21 protein-coding genes are annotated in these 24,204 nt (G+C 65.2%); 13 read left to right on the top strand and 8 right to left on the bottom strand.

Translation table 11 applies throughout. From position 1 onward, the window contains the following. Positions 1-36 precede the first annotated feature (36 nt). The 7 genes from LAQ74_RS00275 (at position 37) to LAQ74_RS00245 (ending at position 9,336) form a co-directional block, all read left to right on the top strand. Positions 37-834, top strand: coding sequence for a DUF7847 domain-containing protein (locus LAQ74_RS00275; protein ID WP_224333784.1), 798 nt, complete (start codon positions 37-39; stop codon positions 832-834). Between the two features lie 109 nt (positions 835-943). Next, positions 944-2,026 (top strand): saccharopine dehydrogenase family protein, encoded by a 1,083-nt coding sequence (locus tag LAQ74_RS00270; RefSeq protein ID WP_224333783.1) that lies wholly within the window; start codon positions 944-946, stop codon positions 2,024-2,026. A 468-nt stretch (positions 2,027-2,494) separates the two neighbouring features. Continuing rightward, a complete protein-coding gene (locus tag LAQ74_RS00265; RefSeq protein WP_224333782.1) occupies positions 2,495-5,332 on the top strand; it encodes a hypothetical protein in 2,838 nt (945 codons plus the stop codon). Between the two features lie 407 nt (positions 5,333-5,739). Next, positions 5,740-6,249 carry a hypothetical protein gene (locus LAQ74_RS00260; RefSeq protein ID WP_224333781.1) on the top strand — a complete coding sequence of 170 codons (510 nt, stop codon included), beginning with the start codon at positions 5,740-5,742 and terminating at the stop codon, positions 6,247-6,249. A gap of 2 nt (positions 6,250-6,251) precedes the next feature. Continuing rightward, a complete protein-coding gene (locus LAQ74_RS00255; RefSeq protein ID WP_224333780.1) occupies positions 6,252-8,204 on the top strand; it encodes a hypothetical protein in 1,953 nt (650 codons plus the stop codon). Positions 8,205-8,324: 120 nt separating this feature from the next. Further along, on the top strand, positions 8,325-8,750 hold the full coding sequence (locus LAQ74_RS00250; RefSeq protein ID WP_224333779.1) for an HNH endonuclease signature motif containing protein: 426 nt from the start codon (positions 8,325-8,327) through the stop codon (positions 8,748-8,750). 220 nt (positions 8,751-8,970) lie between these two features. After that, positions 8,971-9,336: a hypothetical protein gene (locus tag LAQ74_RS00245; RefSeq protein ID WP_224333778.1), complete on the top strand. Its 366-nt coding sequence runs from the start codon at positions 8,971-8,973 to the stop codon at positions 9,334-9,336. A gap of 84 nt (positions 9,337-9,420) precedes the next feature. Here LAQ74_RS00245 and LAQ74_RS00240 read toward each other — a convergent pair whose 3' ends face one another. Beyond that, positions 9,421-9,927 carry a universal stress protein gene (locus LAQ74_RS00240; protein WP_224333777.1) on the bottom strand — a complete coding sequence of 169 codons (507 nt, stop codon included), beginning with the start codon at positions 9,925-9,927 and terminating at the stop codon, positions 9,421-9,423. Between the two features lie 167 nt (positions 9,928-10,094). Between LAQ74_RS00240 and LAQ74_RS00235 the strand changes: the two genes are divergently transcribed. The 3 genes from LAQ74_RS00235 (at position 10,095) to LAQ74_RS00225 (ending at position 13,485) form a co-directional block, all read left to right on the top strand. Beyond that, positions 10,095-10,889, top strand: coding sequence for a helix-turn-helix transcriptional regulator (locus LAQ74_RS00235; RefSeq protein WP_224333776.1), 795 nt, complete (start codon positions 10,095-10,097; stop codon positions 10,887-10,889). Between the two features lie 156 nt (positions 10,890-11,045). Further along, positions 11,046-12,389 carry a DUF389 domain-containing protein gene (locus LAQ74_RS00230; RefSeq protein ID WP_224333775.1) on the top strand — a complete coding sequence of 448 codons (1,344 nt, stop codon included), beginning with the start codon at positions 11,046-11,048 and terminating at the stop codon, positions 12,387-12,389. A gap of 85 nt (positions 12,390-12,474) precedes the next feature. Next, positions 12,475-13,485 (top strand): hypothetical protein, encoded by a 1,011-nt coding sequence (locus LAQ74_RS00225; protein WP_224333774.1) that lies wholly within the window; start codon positions 12,475-12,477, stop codon positions 13,483-13,485. Between the two features lie 24 nt (positions 13,486-13,509). Here LAQ74_RS00225 and LAQ74_RS00220 read toward each other — a convergent pair whose 3' ends face one another. After that, on the bottom strand, positions 13,510-13,965 hold the full coding sequence (locus LAQ74_RS00220) for a universal stress protein (protein WP_224333773.1): 456 nt from the start codon (positions 13,963-13,965) through the stop codon (positions 13,510-13,512). 294 nt (positions 13,966-14,259) lie between these two features. Between LAQ74_RS00220 and LAQ74_RS00215 the strand changes: the two genes are divergently transcribed. Next, entirely contained in the window at positions 14,260-15,900 is a 1,641-nt protein-coding gene (locus LAQ74_RS00215) for an acetate--CoA ligase (protein ID WP_224333772.1), read from the top strand. 125 nt (positions 15,901-16,025) lie between these two features. After that, positions 16,026-16,271, top strand: a complete 246-nt coding sequence (locus LAQ74_RS00210) for a CopG family ribbon-helix-helix protein (protein ID WP_224333771.1) — start codon at positions 16,026-16,028, stop codon at positions 16,269-16,271. Between the two features lie 84 nt (positions 16,272-16,355). On the opposite strand, the gene glmS is transcribed toward LAQ74_RS00210, so the two are convergent. The 4 genes from glmS to LAQ74_RS00190 all read right to left on the bottom strand — a co-directional run bounded on the left by glmS (position 16,356) and on the right by LAQ74_RS00190 (position 21,676). Beyond that, a complete protein-coding gene (gene glmS, locus LAQ74_RS00205) occupies positions 16,356-18,164 on the bottom strand; it encodes a glutamine--fructose-6-phosphate transaminase (isomerizing) (RefSeq protein WP_224333770.1) in 1,809 nt (602 codons plus the stop codon). Then, on the bottom strand, positions 18,164-19,414 hold the full coding sequence (locus tag LAQ74_RS00200; RefSeq protein ID WP_224333769.1) for a sugar phosphate nucleotidyltransferase: 1,251 nt from the start codon (positions 19,412-19,414) through the stop codon (positions 18,164-18,166). Before LAQ74_RS00200 ends, glmS begins: the two co-directional genes overlap by 1 nt. A gap of 132 nt (positions 19,415-19,546) precedes the next feature. Then, positions 19,547-20,731 carry a bifunctional sugar-1-phosphate nucleotidylyltransferase/acetyltransferase gene (gene glmU / locus LAQ74_RS00195; protein ID WP_224333768.1) on the bottom strand — a complete coding sequence of 395 codons (1,185 nt, stop codon included), beginning with the start codon at positions 20,729-20,731 and terminating at the stop codon, positions 19,547-19,549. 132 nt (positions 20,732-20,863) lie between these two features. Continuing rightward, positions 20,864-21,676 (bottom strand): undecaprenyl-diphosphate phosphatase, encoded by an 813-nt coding sequence (locus LAQ74_RS00190; protein ID WP_224333767.1) that lies wholly within the window; start codon positions 21,674-21,676, stop codon positions 20,864-20,866. 133 nt (positions 21,677-21,809) lie between these two features. Here LAQ74_RS00190 and LAQ74_RS00185 point away from each other — a divergent pair, with 133 nt between their 5' ends. Then, positions 21,810-22,379: a metal-dependent hydrolase gene (locus LAQ74_RS00185; RefSeq protein WP_224333766.1), complete on the top strand. Its 570-nt coding sequence runs from the start codon at positions 21,810-21,812 to the stop codon at positions 22,377-22,379. A gap of 36 nt (positions 22,380-22,415) precedes the next feature. Here LAQ74_RS00185 and LAQ74_RS00180 read toward each other — a convergent pair whose 3' ends face one another. Together LAQ74_RS00180 and LAQ74_RS00175 are read right to left on the bottom strand one after the other, a co-directional pair. Beyond that, positions 22,416-22,832 (bottom strand): GtrA family protein, encoded by a 417-nt coding sequence (locus tag LAQ74_RS00180; RefSeq protein WP_224333765.1) that lies wholly within the window; start codon positions 22,830-22,832, stop codon positions 22,416-22,418. 167 nt (positions 22,833-22,999) lie between these two features. Beyond that, positions 23,000-24,196: an amidohydrolase family protein gene (locus tag LAQ74_RS00175; RefSeq protein ID WP_224333764.1), complete on the bottom strand. Its 1,197-nt coding sequence runs from the start codon at positions 24,194-24,196 to the stop codon at positions 23,000-23,002. Positions 24,197-24,204: the final 8 nt, after the last annotated feature.

Below are 24,204 nucleotides of genomic sequence, written 5' to 3'. Positions count from 1 at the left end.
ACAAACAGTTATCAACGGGCTAACTAAATCGAGCGTATGTCAGTCTCGGTCGCTCTCCGCGAGACGTTTCGGGGACTCCATCGCAATCCGATCCTGTTCGTTCCCGTTTTCGTCGTTGCGTTGCTTCACCTCGCTCCGCTCGCGCTTCGACCGACGAGTCCGGGCCTCGCGAATCTGTTCTCGTTGCTCGTCTCGCTGCCGTTCGTCTTCGTCGCACCGTTCGTCCACGGCGGCCTCGTCGGGATGTCCGAGGAACTTCTCGACGGCGACACGTCGCTGCGAACGTTCGTCCGCGAGGGGAAACAAAACTACGTGTCGCTTCTCGTCGTCTCGCTCTGTTTCGCCGTCTTCGTCGGCGGCGTCGTCGCGGTCGTGTTCTCGGTCGGACTCTTCGCCGTCTTCGCTCGCTACCCGGGCGGTGCTGGAGATACGAGCGCGCTCGTCGCTCTGCTCGTGATCGTCCTCGGTGTCGTGGTACTGACGTCCCTCCTGATCGTCTTTTTCGTCCAGTTCTACGCGCAAGCGGTCGTCGTCGACGGGCGGCGTGCGGTCGGTTCGGTCAAACGGAGCGTCGGAGTGGTCTGGTCGAACTTCGGAGACGTCGTCGGCTACTCGCTGGTCGTCGCGGTCCTCCTCGCCCTCTCCGGCGGCGTGCTCGGCGTCTCCTCGGTGGTGTTGTCTGCCGAATCGACGACGAGTGTCGGTGTTCCCGCCTCGACGTTCGTCGGCGCCGGTGGTCTCGCGCTGGTCGCTGTCGTCGTGTCGACGCTGGTCGGAGGGCTGTGTAGTGTGTTCTCGGTCGCGTTCTACCGAACGCTGACCGAGTCACCCTGACTGGCCTCGCGGTTCGCTCGCGGTTCGCTCTCGGTTCGCTCTCGCGGGAGATACCCGGGGAACTCCGATGCGCACCGTGTTATTTCTGACTCCGCGTCGTACACACCGTGTGTCAGGAAACCTTCTCGTATACGGCTCGTACGGCTACATCGGTGCGTTGGTCGCTCGGACCGCCGTCGACAGGGGACTCTCGCCGGTGCTGGCCGGGCGTCGCGCCGAGCGCGTCGAAGAGCAGGCGCTGGAACTCGGCGTCGACTACCGCGTCTTCACACTCGACCACCCGGACATCGTTCGCCGTCACGTCGCCGCTTTCGACGCGGTGTTGAACTGCGCGGGGCCGTTCTCACAGACGGCGGAACCACTCCGGAGGGCCTGTCTCGACGAGGGAACGGATTACCTCGACCTCGCGGGCGAGGTCGACGTGCTCGAAGCGACGGCCGAACTGGACCGCGACGCCGAGCAGGCCGAGATTTCGCTCCTGCCGGGCGTGGGGTTCGACATCGTGCCGACCGACTGTCTGGCCGCGCATCTCGAATCGAGGCTCCCATCGGCGACGTCGCTGACGCTCGCGTTGGACGGCCTCGGCACCTTCTCGCCGGGGACGCTGAAATCGATACTCGAAGAGCTCCCCCAGTCAGGCGTCGTCCGCGAGAGCGGCGAACTGCGGACCGTCCCGGCGGCGTGGCGGACGCGCCGGTTCGACTTCGGCGGCGGCGCGAAGACGGGCGTGACGGTGCCGTGGGGCGACGTCTCGGCGGCGTACTACACCACAGGCATCGAGAACATCGAGGTGTACGCGACGGTTCCGGAGTTCGCCGTCGGCGCGATGCGTCGCACGCGGCCGCTCGTCTCGGTGCTGGCGACGAAACCCGCCCAGCGAGTACTGAAGGGAGTCGTCGACGCCGTCGTCACCGGACCGACCGCACAGGAACGCGCTCAGAGCGTGAACCACGTACTCGGAGCGGTCGAGGACGACGAAGGGAACAGAGCGGCGGCACGACTCAAGACGCCCGATACGTACGACTTCGCGGCCCAATCCGCGGTGGAGTCCGCGCGTCGTGTGCTCGACGACGAGGTCTCAGCGGGCTTTCAGACGCCCGCCTCCGCGTTCGGGTCCGAGTTCGTGCTCTCGTTCGACGGCGTCGAACGCGAGGACGTCGACGACCTCGACACCGTGGTTCCGGTAGCGTAGCCGAGGTCGACACACCGACGACTCCACGTCGCTGCGGCAGTCCGGACCCGAAACGACGCCCGCGCTCCGATGGTACGGTGCCCCCGCGAACGATTTACTACGAGTGAAGTGAACGTTTGGTAACTTTTGACGACAATCACCGACGTTGAGAGTACGCCCCCGTCGAGTGAGTAAAAGGCTGATCTAACTCAGGTTTGGGAGTCGATTCTCGGAGCGAAAACCCCGAATATCGCCGTCGAGACCGAATAGTTCGCGTTCTTTCGTGCGAAACCCAGATTCGAAATCAAAGCGCCGTCGAGGATAGGTGAACAGTATCGTATATTGATACTACTCACATATGTTTCCGCCTACGGAACATGATTACTGTACATAACAAAACACCCATTACCCATTTGAGGGGTCGTGGTGAACGATTCCACGAATCAGAGATCGAAGTTATCCGCCCTCCTCGTGGTCGGTCTTGCGGTGGTGGTCGTCCTCTCGACGGCCGTCGCGTTCGTAGGACTACCACTTGGCCAGGCGGCACCCGACGACGCGGCGTCGTCGGCGAGTAACGACACGGTCGACGAGACTGGAACCGCCTCGGACGCCGAGACAGACAGCAGCGAGTCGAATACGGAATCGTCGAGCGATACGTCCGCAGACGACGCGGACGATACAGACGATAGAGAAGACGATTCGGACGACTCCGACGATTCAGACGACTCCGACGACGACAAATCGTCGAACACGAACAAGCAGTCGAACTCCAACGACGACGAGTCGTCGAACACGGGAGACACGCCCGCGGGCGACTCCGACGACGGAGACCACTCCGACGAGCACGAGTCCATCGAGTCCGTCACGCTCAGCTCCGAGAACCCCCAGGAAGTGACAGTAACGAACCCCAACTCGTTCGCCGTGCGCCTGACGCTCGAACTCGACGGCGAAGAGCGCGTGTACGTGCCCGCCGAGGGGACGCACACCGTTCTGATCGACGACGAGAACTTCGACGGCGAAGGATCGCTCGACCTGCACGCGAAGACGCGACTCGCGGACGGGAACCGAACGGCGATTCCGCTGAACGACGTCACCGGTGAGGAGCCGCGAGACGTCGGCGTGACCGTCGAGCGGAAAGACGCGAGCGTCGAGTCGGTCGAGCTCAGCTCCGACCACCCGAACCAGTTCAGCGTCACCAACCCGAACGAGTTCGACGTCACGTTCACGTACGTCGTCAACGGTGACACCCGAGACGTCGACGTCTCCGCCGAGGACACGACCGTCGTGGAACTCTCGGACAGAGACTACGACGACGACGCGTCGGCCGCGTCGATTGCCGCGAAGGTGTACCGCACGGACGACAGAGCCGTCGTTCCGCTGAACGATTACCTCGCGTCGACACCCGAGACGACCGACACGCTGGTGTACCGCGACGAGATGCCGACCGAGTCGTACGACGCGGTCGAGTTCTCGTCGGACGCACCCGAGCAGTTCACCGTCTACAACCCGAACGACGTGACGGTCGAAGTCTCGTACTTCAACAGCGCCGACCCGGTTGAAGTCGGCCCGGACGAGACGAAGACGGTCGACATCGACCACCGTCACTTCGACGATGAACGTGCCAAAGAACGCTCGTTCTATCCGGTCTCGGCCGTCGACACGGACTCCGATACTGAGGTGCCGGTCGATGCGAACGACCTGATGATCGACCGTGACCACCTGACCGTCGACACGGACACGCCCGGCGAGTTCACGGTGCACAACCCGACTGACAGCGATATCGACTTCAGGGCGTCCTACATCCTCGACGGCGAAGGACGCGACCTCAAAGGGGTCGACGGTAGTGAGTTCACGCTCGCACCCGGCGAGTCCCGAACCGTCGACTTCTCCGAACAGCTCGGTGACGACAGTCAGAGCTTCAAAGCGTACGCCCATCGCGCCGAAGACTCGGACGATGATTACCGCGTCGCAGTAAACGGTGATATCTACGGTTACCAATCGTTCTACGTCGATGGTGAGGATACGGACGACTCCGACGACTCCAACTCGGACGACTCCGACGACTCCAACAACTCTGACGACTCGGACGATTCCGACGACTCCGCGGAGACGACCATCGTCGCCGAATCGACCGACTGTGGTGAACTCACCGTCACCAACGAGTACGACGAGACGGCGTACCTCTTTGTCGCCAACGAAAGCGACGATTCGTGGGAAATCGAACTCGAACCCGGCGAGTCGCAGACGCTCGACGTGGGTGACGGAACAGCCTACATCGAAGCACAGCGCGATGGCGACGCGGCAGTCGTCTCGCTCAGCGTCAACGGCGAGTCCCACTCCGCGAACGTGGAAATCGAGAGTTGCGAAGACGACTCGGACGACTCCGAGGAGACGGTCGAGTTCGAGTCGGACGCACCCGAACAGTTCACCGTCACCAACCCGAACGACGTGGCGGTCGAAGTCTCGTACTTCGATAGCGCGGACCCGATTACGGTCGGTCCCGAGGAGACGGAGACAGTCGACATCGACCACCGTCACTTCGACGATGGCAACGCCGGTGAACGGAGTCTCTACGAGGCCACGGCGGTCGACACGGAGACCAGGACCGAGATACCGACGAACGGCGAGAACGTGACCGTCTACCGTGACCACGTGACCGTCGACACGGACACGCCCGGCGAGTTCACGGTACACAACCCGACCGACGGTGACGTCGACTTCAGCGCGTACTACATCCTCGACGGCGAAGGACGCGACCTCGGAGAAGTCGACGGCGGCGAGTTCACGCTCGCACCCGGCGAGTCGCACACCGTCGACTTCACCGACCAGCTCGGCAACGAGTCCCAGAGCTTCAAGGCGTACGCCTACCGCGCTGGGCACACCGACGAAGACAACCAGATCGCTGTGAACGGTGACCTCGACGGCTACGACTCGTTCTACGTCGACGGTGAGGATTCGGATGACTCGAACGATTCGGACGACTCGAACGACTCGAACGACTCCGAGGAGACGACTATCGTCGCCGAATCGACTGACTGCGGCGAACTCACCGTCACCAACGAGTACAACGAGACGGCCTACCTCTTTATCGCCAACGAAAGCGACGATTCGTGGGAAGTCGAACTCGAACCCGGCGAGTCGCAAGCGCTTGACGTGGGTGACGGTACAGCCTACATCGAAGCACAGCGCGACGGCGACGCGGCAGTCGTCTCGCTCAGCGTCAACGGCGAGTCCCACTCCGCGAACGTAGAGATCGAGAGTTGCGAAGACGACTCGGACGCGAACGACACGAGTACCGACACGAACAGCCTCTCTATCGTCCGATAGAGAGCCCCGAACCAGCAACGCCCACCCGGCACATCCGCCCGGGTCGACACCGCAGACGGCGACACTCGTCGCCCGACGCTCATTTTATCGACGAAGATCGATTCCTTCGCCGAGAGGAATCACCCTTCGCCGTCGTCGACTCGGGTACGTGGAGGATGACTGCTGTTATTGGCGGTTCCGTAACCGGATTGTTGTGAACCCTCATTCACAGTAGGCTGACACGTTCCCCCAAACGCCTGCCGACGAAATGGGTCGGTTAGGACTCTGCTGCTACGCCTCCGTTGCGAACCCGCTTCTGTCGATATCTCTCTGCGGTGACTCTCCTCCTTAAATATCAATTATACTAACACTCAATTGAGACGTAATCATCAATACATTTATTAACTCGATTCGACCAGCTACAATCCATGACCAGATGGCGAGACCCGGTCACGGTCGTCCTCTCGTGTTTTTTCCTCACCGCCGTCGTGAGCGGGCCGGTCGTCGCCGGTGTCGATTTGACACCCACGGACCGCTCGTCCAGCACCGCTGAATCCTCGTTTTCGGGGGCGACGGGGAATCTCACGGCGGCCGAGACGACGATTCCAAGGAGCGGCTACGCGTTCGAACCGGGCGTCTCCGGGTCGGGTATCCACAAACTCGACGCGCCGGCGGCGAATCTCTCCGTCGACTCGATCTCCGGACCCGTCCTCGTCACCTACACGCTCCGAATCCCCGAGCTATCGTTCGCGACGGACACGTACCGAACGGTCGACGAGAGTTCCTCGCGCGACCTCTCTCTCACGCTCGACGGGAGCTCTATCGCCTCGGACAGCCTCGAAGACGACAGTTACCAGGCGACCGTCGAACTCTCCGTTCGAGAGGGTGACGGGACGCGGGTGCTCGAAGAGCGAACCGTCACCATCGTCGTCGCATAACCATGGCATACACACTCTCCGGCACCGAGCGCGCGACGGACCGCTACACCGAGTACAAGAGCCGACTCCTGACGCTCGTCTTCGGCGACCAGTACGGGTTACTGCTCTTCGTGAGCGCTCTCGCGTTCTTCGGTTGCTTCTGGCGCGTCGGCTTCTTCATCACCGACAACTACACCGTCGCGAACGGGCTCTACAACGCGGCCAACGGCCACCTCGAAGTCACGACCATCGTGTACGGTCCGTCGTCCGGCGAGACGCCGGGGATGGTCGCTGGGGAGGGCGGGCGATACTCGCGGACGGTCGGACACATCGTTCTCACGTTGCCCGTAATGTGGGCGTTGGAGGCGCTCTCGTCGGTCGCCGACCTCCGTATCGTCCTCACCGGTCTCTGGAGCACCACGATTCTCGCTACGGGCGTGGTTCTCGGCCGACTGGTCGGTCGGGAGTCGCTCGGGCGGACCGGTGGGGCGGCCGTCGCCGCCGTGGTCTTCGTGGCGAACGTCTCCGTCGCGACGCAACTGGAGAGTCGGTGGCTTGCGCACCTGTCGCTCCAACTCACGTCGATGGCCGCGGCCGCGCTCACCGGCGTGCTCGTCTACCGCCTCGTCTCGCGGACGCACACTTTCCGGGCGGGGGTCGCCGCCGGATTCGTCGTTGTACTGGCGACGCCGGTCGGCTTCTGGGCGACGATTCCGAAGCGTCACACGCTCATCGCCCTGCTCGTCGTGTCGACCGTCTACAGTTTCTACCGGAGTCGAGAGGCGACGAAACGCGCCGAGCGCCTGAAGTTCCGCGCGCTCGCGTACGTGTTCGTCGGCCTGGCCGCGTGGGTCCACGCCGCCGACGCGTTCATCCTGTTCGTGCCGTTGCTGGTCGTCGACCTCGCGACCGCGCCCTCGAACAGCCGCCGCGAGCTCGCGACGATACTAGCCGCGTTCGGCCTCTCGCTGATACCCTTTTTCGTAACGAACGTCGTCGTCTCCGGGAATCCCCTCCTGCCACCGCGATTCGTGCCGAGGTACGAGGTGGCCGAGGCAGTCTCGACCGGAAGCGGCGGGGGTACGTCGAGTTCGACCGGCGGCTCTGGGGGCTCGAGCTCTGCCGGGTCGGCCGGGGCGGAGACGAGTGGAGGCGACACTCAGTCGGGAGGTTCAGCCACCTCACAGCCGCTTTGGGCACCGCTCGTGGTTCTCGCACAGGCCGCGGGCGCGACGGTTACGGGGCTCGCAGATCGATTCTTCGTCTACTTCTCGAAAGCGATGAGCGAAGTGACCGACGTCGACCGCCTCGTCGACGTCTTCGTCCGAAGCGGCTACATCGAAGGCGTCGCCCGCAAGGACTTCGGCCACAGCGCCAATCTCTCGGTCCTCGAAGCGATGCCGGTGTTCGCGACGCTCGTCCTGCTGCCGAAAGCGGCCATCCGGCGGGTCAGAACCCGGGGACGCGACGCGATATCGGCGACCGACCTGCTCGTGGCGGTGTACGCCGTGGTCCTCACGCTCATGTACTTGCCTCGACTGCCCATCCACGCCTCTATCACCGTTCGATACCTGCTCCCGGCGATGCCGCTTTTCGTCTACGCGGCGTTCCGCTTCGTCGAGAGCAGGGAACTGCTCGACTATCCGCGCGCGCTCGGGTTCTCCTATCTGGGTACCGTGACTATCGGCACGCAGGTCGTCCTCACGTACGTGCTCGTGCTGCAGGCGAACATCGGTGAAGCGATGCAACTCCACGCGCTGCTCAACCTCGTCGCGGCGGTCTGTCTGGCCGTGTGGCTGCTCGCACACTCCGTCGCCCCGTCGCAGACGAGACCGGCCGGTGCGGTCGTTCTCGGCTGCGTCTGCGGACTCACGACGAGTTTCCTCCTCCTCTCGGGGACCATCTACCTCGCGACCGACACCGGATACGTCCTTCCAGTCGTCGATTGGCTGAACGAACAACTGAGCTGGTTGTAGACGCCCAGAGAGTCGACCCTGCTTGCCATCGGGTGACGTCATCCGCATCCCACCGACCGCATTTTAGGTTTCGATTCCATACATTCATTAGTAGTGACTAGAGTGTGTTTCAGGAAACGCATGCAGGGAGGGGATGGAGAGACGAGAGCGGGGATCGAAGCGGGAGGAATCGAGGGAGACGACGAACGGTGTACCGTGTGCGGCGCGACCGACCGACTCCGCGTCCACCACATCGACGGGTCTCGACAGAACACCCGGGCGGAGAACCTCGTCCGGATGTGTACAGACTGCCACCGGAACGTCGACACCGAGTCGAACGGGACGGAGACGTGGCACGACCACGACGTTGCGCTCCCGGACGAGATGTCGCGCGTCGTCGGCCGGGAGTTCGTCCGCCTCGTCTGCGAGTGCAGACGCGACCTCGGGTGGAGACCGGACAGAACCCGTCACTACTACCCTCTCGTCGTCGCCGACGGCATCTTCGCAGCCACGCGGATGGACGCCAAATCCTTCGAGTCGCGACTCGTCGAACTCGGACTGCGGTAGCGTCCCCGCGACGAACACCGCGGAATCCACATCGTGAATCGCCTCGGGGTCAAGCCCCGAGGCACTCGGCCTGCTCCGCCTGTAGAACAGTTCCCGCTCTTCTGTCGTACTCCCCGTCGAAGCGTTCGTAAGGGGAAGAATAGACAGCAAACGAGGGTGTTGCCACAACGTCTTTCCTCACCGCGAGCGATACTGCACACGCAGCGGAGGTCACAGACTAATGAACGAGTTCCAGAGATACGTACTCGGCGCGCTCGTCGTCCTCACCGTCGTTCTCGGGAGCGCGAGCGCACCCGCGCTCGCCACCGACCCGACGACGGCCGACGGCGACGCGTCCGACTCCCACGAAATCGACGTGACGGATCTGACCGTGAGCATCACCGACGTCCACCTGACCGGACCCGGCTTCCCCGAGTTGGCTATCGACGACGCGACGTACACCGTCGAAGACGCGACCGTCGCGACCGACGGCGCGACCGTGACGATCGACGGACGTGAACACCGAATCGGTGCCATCGAACTCACCGTCGACGACGTAGGGCTACACCTCGAAAACGTCTCGATAGAACCGGAGACGAACGGCTGAGGCAGCGAGAGAGAAGCGAACGTTTCTCGACGATTTTCGGGTGTTAGGCCGTGAGAGCGCTGCCTCGGCGACCCCGAACGAAGATCAAACTGTCAGTACCGGCACCGACGTCGACCGACGAACGAGTTCGGTGACACTCTTCGGCGAGAAGAACCGACGGAGTCCGGTTCGGGTGGGTTCGCCCAGAACGACGAGGTCGACGTCGTGATACTCGGCGTACCGTTGGATCTCTTCGGCGGGGGTACCGTATCGAAGTTGCTTTGCGACCGAAACGTCGAGTTCGTCGGCAGCGGCTCCGAGCGCGTCTAGCGCCGCTTCCGCGCTCTCCTCGCGCCGCTCGACGACCATATCCCAGTGGTCGACCGACGCGTTCATCGGCACGACCGACAGCGCGTCGACCTCGGCGCCGTGGTCGGCGGCCAAAGAGAGCGCGACGTCGCTCACTCGCTCGTCCATCTCGGGGTCGACCGCGACGAGAATGTGCTCGAAGACGCCCGCTTCGCGACCGGTGCTGGTGCTCGTCGACGCCGCGTCGGGAGAACGCTCCCGGACGACGGTCGACTCGTTCGCGAACGCCGAATGTACTGCCATTACCACACGCTTAGCGCCTGATAACCATATATTTGTCCAGAAACTTATTCGGGGCGCCTCTGTATTTCACACTCTCCATCCGATTCACTCCGCGAGAGATATTCACGTCGTGAATGGGCGTGTGGCCGTATCTCAAAGGCTATGACTGAGGGTGAGAGAGAAGATGCATGACGGATCCGTTCGAGGAGATCGTGTTCCTCGCGCGCTCGAAGAATCGGATTCGCGTGCTGGAGGCGCTCGCGGGTGGTCCGCACACCCGACGGGAGTTAGAGTCGACAGTCGGCGCGTCACAGCCCACGCTGGCGCGGATTCTGCGCGATTTCGAGGACCGCTACTGGGTCGAGCGGGAAGGAACGCAGTACAGGACGACGGCGTCAGGCGCGTTCGTCGCCGCGAGTTTCACCGACCTCCTGTCGAACGTGAAGACGGAGGTCCGCCTCCGGGATGTGGTCCGATGGCTCCCGATGGCCCACCTCGACGTCGCCTTCGAGCGGTTCGACGACGCGCGCATCACTCGTCCGACCCAGACCACACCGAGCGGGCCGCTGAAGCGAGCGCTGGAGCTATCGGCTCGCGCCGACCGCCAACTCGTCGTCTCGTACGTGCTGAACCACGAGATGCTCGAAACGATCTACGACGCGACGGTCGACGGCAGTCAGTCGCTCCGCGGCGTCCTGTCGCGCGGGGCGGTCGAGACGCTCCGCGAGGACCCCGCTTCGTGGCGGCGGTTCCGCGAGTTGCTGGCCGCCGAGAACGCCGACCTCCGCCTCGCCGACGGGCCAGTTCCGTTCGCCGTCGGCGTCGCCGACGAGACGGTCTACTTCTTCCTCCGTGACGAGAGCGGACTGTTGCGAGCGCTACTGGAGTCGACCGACGACGACGTTCGCGAGTGGGCCGTCCGGACGGTCGAGGAGTACTGGAACCGCGGCGTCGACGTCGACCGCTCCTCGTTCGAGTCGTAGCCCGTGGACGAACGCACCACGGGAGCGCGTTCGACTCCCCTAAGGCACCCTCCCGTTCCGTTCGCGGACGCGATTTCACCGGCCGCGTCACCGTTCCACGATGCAACAGACTGTAGCCTCCGATTACCTAACTGAGTGGTTCCCCATGGACGGACAATGCGTCTCGTCCAGGTGTTCGTCCCCAACGATAGCCGCGTCGCGGTGAGAAAACAGTTAGAGGAGATGGGGGTGGAGTACCTGTTCACGACCGAGGAAAGTCACCGGGAGGGGAGTATCGCCTCCTTTCCGGTTCCCTCCGGGGCCGTCGACGGAGTGCTCGATCGCCTATACGACGCCGGCCTCGACGAGGACACCTACACCGTCGTCACGGACGCCGCGCGTGCGAACGTCCCGAACGCCGACGACCTGACCGAGCGATACGCAGAGATGCCGAAGGGGAATCTGGGCACCTCCCATGCCGAGATTCGCGAGCGAGCCGAGGACCTCAAACCGGCGACGCCGACGTACCTCGCGTTCGCGGTCGTGAGCGCCATCGTGGCGGTCGCTGGGCTCTTACTCGACTCCGCAATCGCCATCGTCGGCGCGATGGTCATCGCTCCCTTCGCGGGGTCGACACTCTCCGCCAGTGTCGGCGCGGTCATCAGCGACCGGGAGATGGTCGTCGACAGCGCGACGTCGCAGGCCGCGGGCCTCGTCGTCGCCTACGTGGGCGCGGTGGTGATGACCCTGTTTCTCCGCGAGACGGGGTTCGTTCCGTCCGAACTCGCCGTGACGCGAATCGGGCAGGTGAGCGCGTTTCTCACCCCCAGTCTACTCACGCTCGCGATTGCGATAACCGCCGGATTCGCGGGGGCACTCGCGCTCGCGACCGACCTCCCAGTCTCCATCGCGGGCGTCGCCGTCGCCGCGGCTATCGTCCCCGCGGCCGCGACGGCGGGCGTCGGGACGGTCTGGGGACTGCCGGTCGTCGTGCTCGGAGCCGTCGTCCTGCTTCTGATGAACATCGTGTTCATCAACCTCGCGGCGTACGTCGCGCTCGTCTCGCTGGGCTACCGGTCGTCGGTCATCCGGAGCGTGCGCGAGAACACGAGAATCTCGCTTCGTTCCGGCGCGTACGCCGTCGTGGTGCTCCTGTTTATCGCCGTCGTCGTGGTCACTTCCGCGGGGACGTATCAGCATCTCACGTTCGAACAGGACGTCAACCAGGAGGTCCAGGCGACGCTCGCGGAGACGGAGTACAGTACGCTCGAACTGGTGAGCGTCAAAACCGAGTACAACGGTCTGAGCCCCTCGGAAAACGGCGTGTCGGTGACGGTGACGGTCAGCCGAACGACCGACACCGGCTACGAGTTGCTCGCCGACGACCTGCGAGCAGGGCTCGACGGAACGACGAGTCGGCCGGTGACCGTGAACGTCCGATTCCTCGACTACCAGCAGTCACAACCCGTCGAGAGCGTGGAACGTTCGAAGGCGTTTTCGGCCGGATCGGCCGCCGTCTGACCCCGGAATCCGGTCGCTGCTGAATTCTGCCGTGACAAACCTCCGCTACCCAAAGCTTATCTCATTCTGACAGTATCGGGGGAGTATGCGTCGCCGTGCCCTCCTCTCCGCCGCTGGCTCGCTGCTCACAGTCACACTGGCCGGGTGTACGAACGAAGTCTCGTCGGGTTCCACACTAGGTGCGCGAGCGCCGACAGCCCAACTCCGAATGCAGCCCGTGACGACCGAAGAGCTTCCCTCGAAGGTGCTCTACAGCATCTCCGACTCGCCGGGAGGCGACCCGGAGGCGAGTCTCCTCGACGGCCTCCGAAACGGCTCCGAGACGGCCGCGACGGAGGCGACTCGGGAACCGCTGCCCGAAAATCAGTCGATCGCTTACGACGGGACGGTGTATCGGCTCTCGTACGAGGTGACAGCAGAGACGCCAGCCACACACTACTCCGTGATCATAGACGTCGTCACGGACGAAGTCGTCGAATTCGAAGCGATTCACTTCGCCGACCTCCCGGAGACCGACCGGCGGCAGTTCGCCGAGCGCGGACTGGACGACGGCGACCCGGTCGGCATCGGAACGGGGTTTCTGTACACGGACGCCGAACGCGACGCGTCGGTGTTGGTTCCCGACTCCGAGTACTCCTACATCGTCTGGGACGACGGCGCGGAAGCCGAGTGGGAGGTGAACGACAGCTACGAGACGACGCTGAACACGTACGAATACCGCAGTACGGACACTCGGCCGGCCATCGAATACGGTCGTGAGATGCGCGAGCGGTTCGCGTTCGAGTTGTCGGACCTCACGGACGCCGAACGCGACGTCGTGGAGGCGGCGACCGATGACGGACAGTACGTCGTCGGACCGGACGAGACGCCCGCTGACACCTTTATGTCGGTGACAGAGCAGTTCCGCGCGCGGAGTCGCGTTCGCCCGCTCGACGAGGAACCCGAGCAGATCGAGACGCAGGTGGGCGGAACGTACCTCGTGCAGTACGAGGGGACGCTCTACTGGACGTACCTCTGGGTTCCCGAGGAGACCACGACCAGCGAAACGACCGCGTCGAGAGCGAATGGCACAGACTCCAGCCAGAGTCGGCACTAACACGGATGTAGTGGTGTAGAGTCGTTATGTATCGTGGGTGAACACGATCCGTTTCTGTTCTTTCGGAAGTGCAATCACCGGGATACTGCTTCGTTTGATGAGTTCAGTTGTAACATCTCCGGTAATGAACTTGAGCCAACGGCTCCCGACGCGTGGGACGAACGCGATTACGGTCGCGTTTTCCTCTTCGGCGGCCTGCTGGATCGTTATTGCGACGTTCCGCCCGTATAACGTGCGGTACTGAAGCGTGGGGCCGTCACTCGGAAACATTTCAAAAAAGGACAGATATGCCTCCTCAGCGAACTCTCGACGCTGCTCGACGGATGCCTTGTCGGGTACGCCTTCGCCTTTCTCGACGACGTGAACCACGATCACCGCCGAATCCTCGTAGGCGAACTGATAGATGACCCGGGCCGTGTTCGCTGCGTCGCCTGGACCAGCGATCGGTACGAACATTTTGTCGAAGAGACTGGAGGCCATACGGTCTCCATTCGGCTCCACCACCAAATCACTTCCGCTTATATTGTTGAATACGCAATATCGAGTACTCTAACTACGGATACAATAATTTACCTAAAAGCCGGATATAGTGACTCATCTGGCGGACTCGACCCGAAGGGATCTCTGTGAAGGACGTGCTGTACTCGATACGGCCTCGTCAGACCCTCACCGATCGGGGTTCGACAGAGCCGAGATATTCTGTCTCTTTCGGACAGCCACCGAGCGAAGTCACCTCCTCGCGAACACTCAAGTTCGCAACCACCGAGTTCCGGTATGGTTTGGCAAATCATGCCACGGTACGAGAGCTACGAGCAGGCGCGGCGGGAGTTCGCGTGGAACCTCCCGGACCGGTACAACCCGGCGACGGACTTCCTCCGGAAACACGACGACACAGAGCGCGTCGCGCTCCGCTACGAGAACCCCGACGGGCCGTCGGAGACGTACACGTTTCGCGACCTCGACGACCGCTCGGATCGCCTCGCCGCCGCGTTCGCGGAGTTGGGTATCGAGGCGGGCGACCGCGTCGGCGTCGTCGTCCCGCAGAAGCCCGAGAACCCGATCACGCATCTCGCGAACTGGAAGCTCGGGGCGGTGTCAGTACCGCTGACCGTCCTCTTCGGGCCGGACGCCCTCGAATACCGCCTCGTCGACAGCGGTGCCAGAGCCGTCGTCGTCGACCCCGCGGTCCGCGACGAAATCGACGAGATTCGCGACGCGTGTCCCGACCTCGAACACGTCGTCGAACTCGGTACTGAGGTCCACGGCGACGCGCACGCCTTCGACCGACTCGTCGCCGACCACGACACCGGCATCGACGCCTACGACTCGACGCCGGAGACGCCGAGCGCCATCATGTACACGAGCGGAAGCACCGGCCCGCCGAAGGGCGTCCTCCACAGCCACGCGCTGTGGCTCGGCCGCGCCGCGGCCGCCTACAACTACTTCGACCAGGGGCTTCACGACGCGACGCTGTGGACGCCGGCCGACTGGGCCTGGGGGGCGGCGCTCGGCGGCACGCTGTTCGCGGCGCTGCATCACGGCTGTACCATCGTCGGCTGGCCGCGCGACGGCTTCGACCCGGACGACGTGTTCGGCCTAATGGCTCGCCACGGCGTCACGAAGGCGTTCATGCCGCCGACGGCGCTGCGGATGCTGATGACCGTCGGCGACCCCACCGAGCGATACGACCTCTCGGTGGAGACGCTCGCGGCGGTCGGCGAACCGCTCACGCCGGAGATTCTCGAATGGGTCGACGAGACGTTCGACGACGTGCCGGTGAACGAGTTCTACGGGCAGACGGAGCTCAACCTCGTCGTCGGCAACAGCTCGAACTGGTTCGAGGCACAGCCCGGCAGCATGGGGAAACCGCTGCCGGGCTACGACGTGGCCGTCGTCGACCAGGAGACCCGCGAGCGACTCCCGACGGGCGAACCCGGCGAACTGGCCGTCCGGCCCGCCGACGAGCGTCTCTTCTTCGACGAGTACTGGGGCTTGCCCGAGAAGACGGCGGCGAAAAAACTCGACGGCGGGTGGTTCCTGACCGACGACATCGTCACACAGGACGGAGAGGGATATCTCTGGTTCGTCTCGCGCGCCGACGACGTCATCCTCACCAGCGGCTATCGGGTCGGCCCCATGGAGGTCGAGAAAGCCATCCTCCAGCACCCGGCCGTCGAGCAGGCGGGCGTCGTCGGCGTCCCCGACGACACCCGTGGCGAAGCCATCAAGGCGTTCGTCCAACCCACGGGAGAGACGACCGACGAGGAGAAACTCCGAGAGGAGATCGAGAAACTGGTCCGCGAGCGCCTCGCGGCGTACGAGTACCCCCGATACATCGAGTTCGCCGACGAGTTGCCGACGACGTCGACGGGGAAGATTCGCCGGCTGGATCTGCGGGAGGGAGACGAGAGATGACCCACTCGAAGTAGTCGAAGGCGTTTCGACGGCGACGTGTGTTCGAGGGGCTCGTAACGTAAGGTGTAGAGGAGAGCACCTCCTCGATACCCAGTTTTATCCGGGCGAACGTCGACCGGTCGAGTATGTCCAGAATCGAGGTGACGCTCCCGGACGACCTGTCCGACCGTATCGACCGTCTCGTCGAACAGGGCGAGTTCCTGAATCGACAGAAGGCGATGGAGGAACTGCTATCGATGGGCGTTTCGACGTACGATACGACGGACGAACCGGGCCAGGAGTTGGACGACGGGTTGTTCAACCAGAAAGTCGAGGAACAGCAGGACCCTGCGTTGCGCGACAACGTCGAGGGCGACGACCCGCCCTACTAGTCGACGGCGAGTGACGGCGGCGGGTCGGCCTCGTGCCGAGAGAGAGAGAGAGACTCGTTCGACCGACGAACGGTTCGACGGCCCTCACTCCACAGTCACGCTCTTCGCGAGGTTCCGCGGTTTGTCTATCGACCGTCCGAGCGCGTTCGCCACCCAGTAGGCGACCAACTGCAACTGGACGTTCACGAGCACCGGTGCGACGCGCGCCGACCCCGAGGGAACACGCAGCGACGCGTCGGCGTAGCGCTCCAGTTGGTCGTCGTCGGTGACGGCGATGACGGGCGCGCCGCGGGATTCGACCTCGCGAACGTTGCCGAGCGTCTTCTGGGCGGGGACGTCCTCGCCGGTGACGACGGCGAACACCGGTGTTTGCTCGGTGACGAGCGCCAGCGTCCCGTGTTTCAACTCGCCCGCGGCGAACCCCTCGGCGTGTTCGTACGTGATCTCCTTGAACTTCAGCGCCCCCTCCAGCGCGACCGGGTAGTTCAACCCCCGACCGATGAAGAAGTAGCCGTCGCCGCCGAGATACTCGTCTGCGATCTCCTCGGCCGTCGACTCGTCGAGCACCTGCTGGATCCGTCCCGGGAGGTCGCGCAGCGTCTGCAACACCTCGCGGCGCTCCTCGCTGGAGCGGCGGTCGCCCGCGAGATACTCCACGAGCAAGTTGAGCGACACCAACTGCGAGGAGAACGTCTTCGTCGCCGCGACGCCGATCTCGGGGCCGGCGCGGATGTAGAGCGCGTAGTCGCACTCGCGGGCGGCGGTGCTGCCGACGACGTTCGTCACCGCGAGCGTCTGCGCCCCGCGGGCGCGCGCCTCCCGCAACGCCGACAGCGTGTCAGCCGTCTCGCCGCTCTGGGTGATGCCGATGACGAGCGAGTCCGAAAGCGGTGGGACGCCAGTCGCGTACTCGCTTGCGAGGAACGCCTGCGCCGGGATGCCCAGCGAGTGGAACAACTGCACTCCGTAGAGCGCCGCGTGGTAGGAGGTGCCGCAGGCGACGAGGTGGACGCTCTCGGGCGTCTCCAAGCTGTCGAGTTCCGGCAGTGTCACCTCGCCGCGGCGCTCGTCGACGCGCCCGGAGAGACACTGTCGCAGCGCCCGCGGTTGCTCGTGTATCTCTTTGAGCATGTAGTGGTCGTAGCCGCTCTTGCCGGTGTCTTCGACGCTCCAGTCGACGGTTTCGACGGATTTCTCGACGCGGGCGGCCGTCTCGTCGCGAACCGTCCACCCCGAGGGCCGCAGCGTCGCGAACTCCCCGTCGTCGAGGTAGACGACGCGGTCTGTGTGCGCCAGGAACGCGGGCACGTCACTACCGAAGTAGTAGCTGCCGTCGTCGACGCCGACCACCAGTGGCGAGTCCTGACGGACGGCGAACACGGCGTCCTCGCCCGCGACGACGCAGACGAGCGCGAAGCTCCCCGAGAGTCGCTCGACGGCCGCACGAAACGCCAGCTCCGGCGACTCGCCGGCGGCGATTCCCGCCTCGACGAGGTGCGGAACGACTTCCGTGTCGGTGTCGCTTCTGAACTCGTGACCCTCGGCCTCCAACTCGTCGCGGAGTTCGTCGTAGTTCTCGATGATGCCGTTGTGGACGACGGCGACGCCGCCGGTGCAGTCGGTGTGGGGGTGAGCGTTCTCGTCGGTCGGCGGCCCGTGAGTGCTCCAGCGGGTGTGACCGATGCCGACGTGGCCGCTGATCGAGCGCTTCGAGAGCGCCTCGCGGAGCGCGTCGAGTTCGCCCGCCCGCTTGACGACGTCGACGTCGATGTCGCCGTCCGAGAGCGCGACGCCCGCCGAGTCGTAGCCGCGGTACTCCAGTTTCGACAGCCCCTCGACCAACACGTCGAGCGTCTCGTCGCCGCGGCCGACACAGCCGATGATGCCGCACATCAGCGCACTACCTCCGAACCCGGTTCGACGACACCTGAGGCGGTGGTCCCCGTCCGAAGCATCGTGTTCGACCCGACGAGCGTCCCCGGCGAGAAGCTCACGTCGCCCTCGGCGTGGACGCGGTCGGCCAGCACCGCGCCGAGTCGCTTCCCCTCATGAATCTCGGCGTCGACCCGGACGTCGCCGGGACCGCCACTAACGACGCAGGCGGGGCCGACCCAGACGGCCTGCCCGGTGACGCAGTCGACGAGCGTCGAGTTCGGCCCGACGCGGCTGTCTTCGTCGACGATGGAGTCGACGACGACGGCGTTGGACTCGACGGTGGCGTTCTGGCCGACGGCGACGTTCGGGCCGACGACCGCGCCGGGGCCGACCTCGCAGTCGGCGGCGACGACGACGGGCGCTTGCAGCGTCGCGCTCTCGTGGACCCGCGCGCCGGAGGCGACCCAGACCCCGTCACCGTAGCGCCGCACGCCCGCGTCCGCCGTCGTGCCGTCGGCCGCCGACGGCCGGAGGACGTTCGCCCCGTCGGCCAACAGGCGGCGAGTCGCCGCGAGCAGGTCCCACGGGTACGTCGCGTCGGTCCAGTAGCCCGACGACTGGACGCCGCGGACGGCCGCGTCGCTGTCGACGAGGCGGGCGATAGCGTCGGGCAGCGCCGTCGTTCCGTCGACGGGCGGGGTCTCCGCGAGGGTATCGAATATCGCCGACGTGAACGCGTAGACGCCCGCGTTGACGAGACGGTAGCGCCCCTCTCTCGGCTGTTCGACGAGTTCGACCACCCGGTCACCGTCGAGTTTGACCGAGCCGTATCTGGACGCGCGCTCGCTCTCGACGACGCAGAGCGTCGCCGTGACGTCCTCGTGCGTGCTGTATCCGTCGTGGGCGTCGACGACGTCCTGGACTAACTGCGGCGCGACCACCTGGTCGCCGTTGACGACGAGGAACTCATCGCCGACCGCCTCGGCCGCCTGCGACAGCGCGTGCCCGCTGCCCAGTTGCTTCTCCTGAACGTGGTAGGAGACCGGAACGCCCTCGTAGAGCGGGCCGACGTGGTTCTGCACTCGCTCTCGCTTGTAGCCGACGACGACGTGCAGGTCGGTGACGCCCGCCGACAACAGCGCGTCGAAGACGTGCTCGATGATGGGCCGGGTCGCCGCCGGGAGCATCGGCTTCGGGCGGTTTCTCGTCAGCGGCCGGAGACGTCGCCCCTCCCCCGCCGCGAGCACGACTGCCGACTGAATAGACATGTAAGAGGCGTCCGCAACGAGCGGGATGAACTTTGCTTTCCCTCGGATAGCCGGACTGTAACGAACGCGAGAACAGCGCGCCGTCCGTCAGACGCGTTTCGCCCGGTCGGGTCGCGTCGTCTGGCCGCTACGTTATCGGTCGCGCGTGACCGACTCGCCCGGTTTCGTCGCCGCGCCCTCCGAGAGGACGACGCCCGAGTTGAGACTGGCGTTGATTCCCGTCTTCACCTCGTCGCCGCAGATGACACCGAGTTTCCGGCGACCCGTGGAGACGCGCTCGCCCTTGACGGTGAGTTTGACGTCCGCGCCGTCGTGGCGGAGGTTCGCCACCTTGGTTCCGGCACCGAAGTTCACGTCGCGACCGAGCACGCTGTCGCCGACGTAGGAGAGGTGGCCGACCGTCGCGCCCTCCATCAAGACGCTGTTTTTCACCTCGACGGCGTGGCCGACTTTCGCGTCCTCGCCGACGACAGTCGCGCCGCGGACGTAGGCGTTCGGGCCGACGGACGCGCCCGAGCGAATCAGCGCCGGGCCTTCGATAACGACGCCCGCGTCGACTTCCGCGCCCTCCTCGACGACGACGTCGCCGCGGAGGTCCGCCCCGCCGTGGACTTCGCCGCGGATATCCCGTTCGAGTTCGTCGACCTTCCACTCGTTGGCCGCGAGCAGTTCCCACGGCCGACCGACGTCGAGCCATCGGTCGAAGGGGACGTCGGTGACGTCGCTCTCCTCGCAGGCGCGGGCCAGTACGTCAGTCAGTTCGAGTTCGCCCCGCTCGCTGGTCTCGACGTCGAGCCAGTTCTGCGCCTCGGCGGGGAAGCTGTACGCACCGGTGTTGATGCGGTCAGACGGCGGGTTCTCGGGTTTCTCGATGACGCCGCGGACGTTGCCGTCGCGGATGTCGAGGACGCCGTACTCGCTGGGGTTGTCGACGCGGTAGGAGCCGACGGCGGGGCCGTCGTCGTACAGCGCTTCGAGTGAGGGGTGGTCGTACAGCGCGTCGCCGTTGAGGACGGCGAACGGACCGGGGTCGAGATACTCGGCACCGGCGCGCACCGCGTCGGCGGTCCCGCGCTGTTCCTCCTGAACGGCGAACTCGACGGGGACGCCGGCGTACTCCGCGCCGAAGTACTCTCGGACCTCGTCGGCCTCGTAGCCGACGATGAGGACGAGTTTGGACGCTCCGGCCGCGACGGCGGCGTCGGCGGTGTGGGCGACGAGCGGTCGGTCCGCGACCGGCAACATGGGCTTTGGACGGCTCTCCGTGAGGGGGCGCATCCGCGTCCCCTGCCCGGCGGCGAGCACGAGCGTTTGCATATACTCCCACGCACACCGACCAGCAAGATATGAATTCCGACTCCGGATATGCGAATCTTACCCACGGAGGAGCGAGACAGCGGGCTTTCGTGTGCTGCATCGAACGACCGAGAAGGCGACCCGACACGGCGCTCAGAGCGAAACGACGACACCGCCGACGAGCGCGAGCGCGCCGAGTCCGACGCAGACCGCCCAGAAGGAGACGTGTCGGACGACCCGCATCAGCGCGTCGATTGAGAGGTAGCCGACGACGGCGGCCGCGAGGAGTGCGACGCCCGCTTCTGCGAGCGTCACGTCGGCCAATCCGTCTTGCAGTACGGCGATGAGACCGCCGCCGAGCGCCGCCGGAATCGAGAGCAGAAACGAGAGCCGAAACGACTCGGGACCGTCGTGGCCGCGAAACAGCAGCGCGCTCGCGGTGACGCCCGACCGGGAGACGCCCGGCAGGATGGCCAGTCCCTGCAGCACGCCGACGAGCACGGCGTCGACGAGGTCCGGCGCGTCGCGCCCGGCGAACTCGAACCCCGAGGCGACTCGCTGGAGAACGCCGGTGACGACGAGCAGCGCGCCGACGAGTGCGACGAACAGTCCGCCGGTCAGCGCCGACGCCGCCTCGACCAGCAGGAGATAGGCGCTGACGCCGACGACGCCGGATGCGAGCGTCGCGACGCCGAGAAACGACAGCGTCGGTGTCGCCGAGAACGCCGCGTTCGGTCGCCACTTCGGGAGCTCGGCGAGCACCGCCCGGAGTTCGTCGCGGTAGTACGCCGTCGCGGAGACGGCGGTGCCGACGTGCAGAAAGAGCGCGAACTGGACGGCCTGCGTCGGGTCGCTCCCGACGGCGGTGAGCGCGAGCGCGATGTTGCCCTCCGAGGAGATGGGGAGCCACTCGAAGACGCCCTGCACGACGCCAACGACGAGCGCGACGAGGAGGTCTCGGTCCATGGACTACCGCGAGAGGGCACCGAAAAGAACGTTGCTCTTCGCCGTCGCGCGCTGGACGGGGCGGCGTCGAGGGGTCGCCCACCCGGGCGGCGTGTCGAAGCGCCTATCCCGCGAACCGCCGTAGTCGTCGGCGATGCTCCCGTGGGGTCACGCCGCTCTCGGTTACCTCCTCTACTCGTACGGCCTCCAGTTTTGCCGCGTCGGTCCCCCGTCCGGACTGGCGGCGACGTGCGCGCTCGCCGTCGGCACGCAGTTTCCCGACCTGGTCGACAAGCCGCTCTCGTGGACGTTTCAGCTGCTCCCGGGCGGGCGGACCCTCGCACACACGCTGTTCGTGGCGGTCCCGTTGCTGCTCGCGGTGCTGTTCGTCGCCCGCCGATTCGACTACCGACGCGTCGGCGACGCGTTCGTCGTCGGCTACGCCTCGCACCTCCTCGGCGACACGCTCTGGCAACTCGGTCAGGGGAACGTCGAGGTGCTCGCCTTCCTCGTCTGGCCGCTGATTCCGGTCGACGAACCCGAGTACGACTACAGCATTCTCGAGTTCTTCCTCCAGTTGGAACTGACTGCAGGGGTCGCCTTCGGCCTCGTCGTGACGGCGGTCGGTCTCCTCCGGTGGTGGCGCGACGGCGCGCCGCCGCTCCCGTCGCTCGGTCTCGAACTCGCACGTCCCGCCGAGGAGCCGTCCGACCGGCGGGAGTGAGCGGCGGCGGGTGAGAATAATCGAGGCGAGCGCGTCTCAGGAACCGGTGCTGAACACCCAGAACTCGCTGCCGACGAAGTTCACGACGCCGCTGAACGCCGTGGCGAGTCCGAGCGCGGCGAAGTTGCCGACGACGAGGCCGAACAGCCACAGCGCCGCGAGGTAGACGACGAAGCCGACCGAGTACACCGAGAGGTGCCGAGCGTACCCCCGCAGGTAACTCCGGCCGGTGTCGTCGAAGGTGAACCACCGGTTCAGGTTGTAACTGGAGAGGTTCGCGACCAGCCACGAGAGCGATCCGGCCACCAGGTACCACAGAAGCGGTGTGACGAGCGCGAACACCACGAGGTTGACGACGAAACTGGACACGCCGACGAGGATGAACTTGCCGAGACGCGTCAGTCGGTCCCGGTTTGTCGCGGTGTTCGCGGGCCGTCCGGTGTCTGTGTTCATGGTTTCGGTGAGGACGTCGGTGTCTGCGGTACAGCGGCGCGTTTCGACGGTTCGTCCGTGGCCGCTGTTGCAACTGGACGTATGTAGGTGTGTTCTCACTCCGAGTCGAAAGTCAGTCGAGAGGATATGGAAGCGATAGAAGTGGGACTAGCTCTGCACCCGCCGCTTCACCACCCGTACGCCTCTCGCGGATCCACGTCGTCGCGCTCGCGGTCGAAGACGTGCTCGCCGTCGACGAAGACGTGCTGCGTGCTCGTGCCGACTTCGTAGAACGGCCCGTCCCAGACGGCGATGTCGGCGTCGGTGCCGACATCGAGCGTGCCGACGCGGTCCTCGATGCCGAGGATTTCGGCGGCGTTCCGCGTCACGGTGTCGAGCGCCGCCTCCTCGGGGAGTCCGGCGCGCACCGCGAGACCCACGCAGACGTCGAGGTGCTGCTGCGGGAGGACGGGCGCGTCGGTCTGGATGGCGACTTTCACACCTGCATCGTGGAGGATTCCCGGCGACTCGAACGTGATGTTTCTGAGTTCGTACTTCGCGCCCGAGTACAGCGACGGCCCGCAGACCGCGGGCACGTCGCGCTCGACGAACTCGTCGGCGACGAGGTGACCCTCGGTCGCGTGCTCGATGGAGAGGTCCTCGATGCCGAACTCGTCGGCGATGCGGAACACGGTCACGATGTCGTCGGCGCGGTGGGCGTGGACTCGTAGCGGCAGGTCGCCCTCGACGACGCGTCCGAGGTTCTCCAGCCCGAGATCTCGGTCGAACGGCTCGTCCTCCTCGCGGGCTTTCGTCCGTCTGGCGACGTAGTCCTCGGCGTCCATCAGCGCCTGTCGGAGCGTCGCGGCGACACCGGGACGAGTAGAGGGCTGGCGGTCCTTTCGCTCGCCGTGGAACCGCTTGGGGTTCTCGCCCATCGCGGCCTTCATTCCGTCTTCCTTGATGAGCATCTCGTCGGCGGTCAGGCCGTAGGTTTTCATCGAGCAGATGACGCCGCCGACGACGTTACCGGAGCCCATCCGCGCGGAGACGCTCGTCACGCCGTTCTGGAAGGCGTGCTTTAGCTCCTCGTCGCGCGGGTGGAAGCCGTCGAGCGCGCTCACGTGCGGCGTTACGGAATCAGTCCCCTCGTTGAAGTCGCCGTCTTCGGGTTCGCCCCACTCGGCCATCCCCGCGTGGCTGTGCGCGTCGACGAGGCCGGGCGTGACGTGCGCGCCGTCGACATCGAGTTCCTCGGCGTCCTCGGGCGCTTCGACGTCGCCGACGCCCGCGATTTTGCCGTCTGTGACGAGGATGTCGCCCTCGACGGTTCCCTCGTCGGTCGCCGTGTGAATCGTCGCGTTACGGATGACTGTCACGGTCATGCTCGGTG

Source organism: Haloprofundus halobius (assembly GCF_020097835.1).
In the GTDB taxonomy this organism is placed as follows: Archaea; Halobacteriota; Halobacteria; order Halobacteriales; family Haloferacaceae; genus Haloprofundus; species Haloprofundus halobius.
The sequence above is the reverse complement of the archived record's forward strand: the minus strand, read 5'-3'. Positions and strand labels throughout refer to the sequence as shown.

Bases quoted from the DNA above. Each gene is read 5' to 3' on its own strand.
- LAQ74_RS00275 (WP_224333784.1), top strand. From the start codon at position 37: ATGTCAGTCTCGGTCGCTCTCCGCGAGACGTTTCGGGGACTCCATCGC.
- LAQ74_RS00260 (WP_224333781.1), top strand. From the start codon at position 5,740: ATGACCAGATGGCGAGACCCGGTCACGGTCGTCCTCTCGTGTTTTTTC.
- LAQ74_RS00255 (WP_224333780.1), top strand. From the start codon at position 6,252: ATGGCATACACACTCTCCGGCACCGAGCGCGCGACGGACCGCTACACC.
- LAQ74_RS00250 (WP_224333779.1), top strand. From the start codon at position 8,325: ATGCAGGGAGGGGATGGAGAGACGAGAGCGGGGATCGAAGCGGGAGGA.
- LAQ74_RS00245 (WP_224333778.1), top strand. From the start codon at position 8,971: ATGAACGAGTTCCAGAGATACGTACTCGGCGCGCTCGTCGTCCTCACC.
- LAQ74_RS00240 (WP_224333777.1), bottom strand. From the start codon at position 9,927: ATGGCAGTACATTCGGCGTTCGCGAACGAGTCGACCGTCGTCCGGGAG.
- LAQ74_RS00235 (WP_224333776.1), top strand. From the start codon at position 10,095: ATGACGGATCCGTTCGAGGAGATCGTGTTCCTCGCGCGCTCGAAGAAT.
- LAQ74_RS00230 (WP_224333775.1), top strand. From the start codon at position 11,046: ATGCGTCTCGTCCAGGTGTTCGTCCCCAACGATAGCCGCGTCGCGGTG.
- LAQ74_RS00225 (WP_224333774.1), top strand. From the start codon at position 12,475: ATGCGTCGCCGTGCCCTCCTCTCCGCCGCTGGCTCGCTGCTCACAGTC.
- LAQ74_RS00220 (WP_224333773.1), bottom strand. From the start codon at position 13,965: ATGGCCTCCAGTCTCTTCGACAAAATGTTCGTACCGATCGCTGGTCCA.
- LAQ74_RS00215 (WP_224333772.1), top strand. From the start codon at position 14,260: ATGGTTTGGCAAATCATGCCACGGTACGAGAGCTACGAGCAGGCGCGG.
- LAQ74_RS00210 (WP_224333771.1), top strand. From the start codon at position 16,026: ATGTCCAGAATCGAGGTGACGCTCCCGGACGACCTGTCCGACCGTATC.
- glmS (WP_224333770.1), bottom strand. From the start codon at position 18,164: ATGTGCGGCATCATCGGCTGTGTCGGCCGCGGCGACGAGACGCTCGAC.
- LAQ74_RS00200 (WP_224333769.1), bottom strand. From the start codon at position 19,414: ATGTCTATTCAGTCGGCAGTCGTGCTCGCGGCGGGGGAGGGGCGACGT.
- glmU (WP_224333768.1), bottom strand. From the start codon at position 20,731: ATGCAAACGCTCGTGCTCGCCGCCGGGCAGGGGACGCGGATGCGCCCC.
- LAQ74_RS00190 (WP_224333767.1), bottom strand. From the start codon at position 21,676: ATGGACCGAGACCTCCTCGTCGCGCTCGTCGTTGGCGTCGTGCAGGGC.
- LAQ74_RS00185 (WP_224333766.1), top strand. From the start codon at position 21,810: ATGCTCCCGTGGGGTCACGCCGCTCTCGGTTACCTCCTCTACTCGTAC.
- LAQ74_RS00180 (WP_224333765.1), bottom strand. From the start codon at position 22,832: ATGAACACAGACACCGGACGGCCCGCGAACACCGCGACAAACCGGGAC.
- LAQ74_RS00175 (WP_224333764.1), bottom strand. From the start codon at position 24,196: ATGACCGTGACAGTCATCCGTAACGCGACGATTCACACGGCGACCGAC.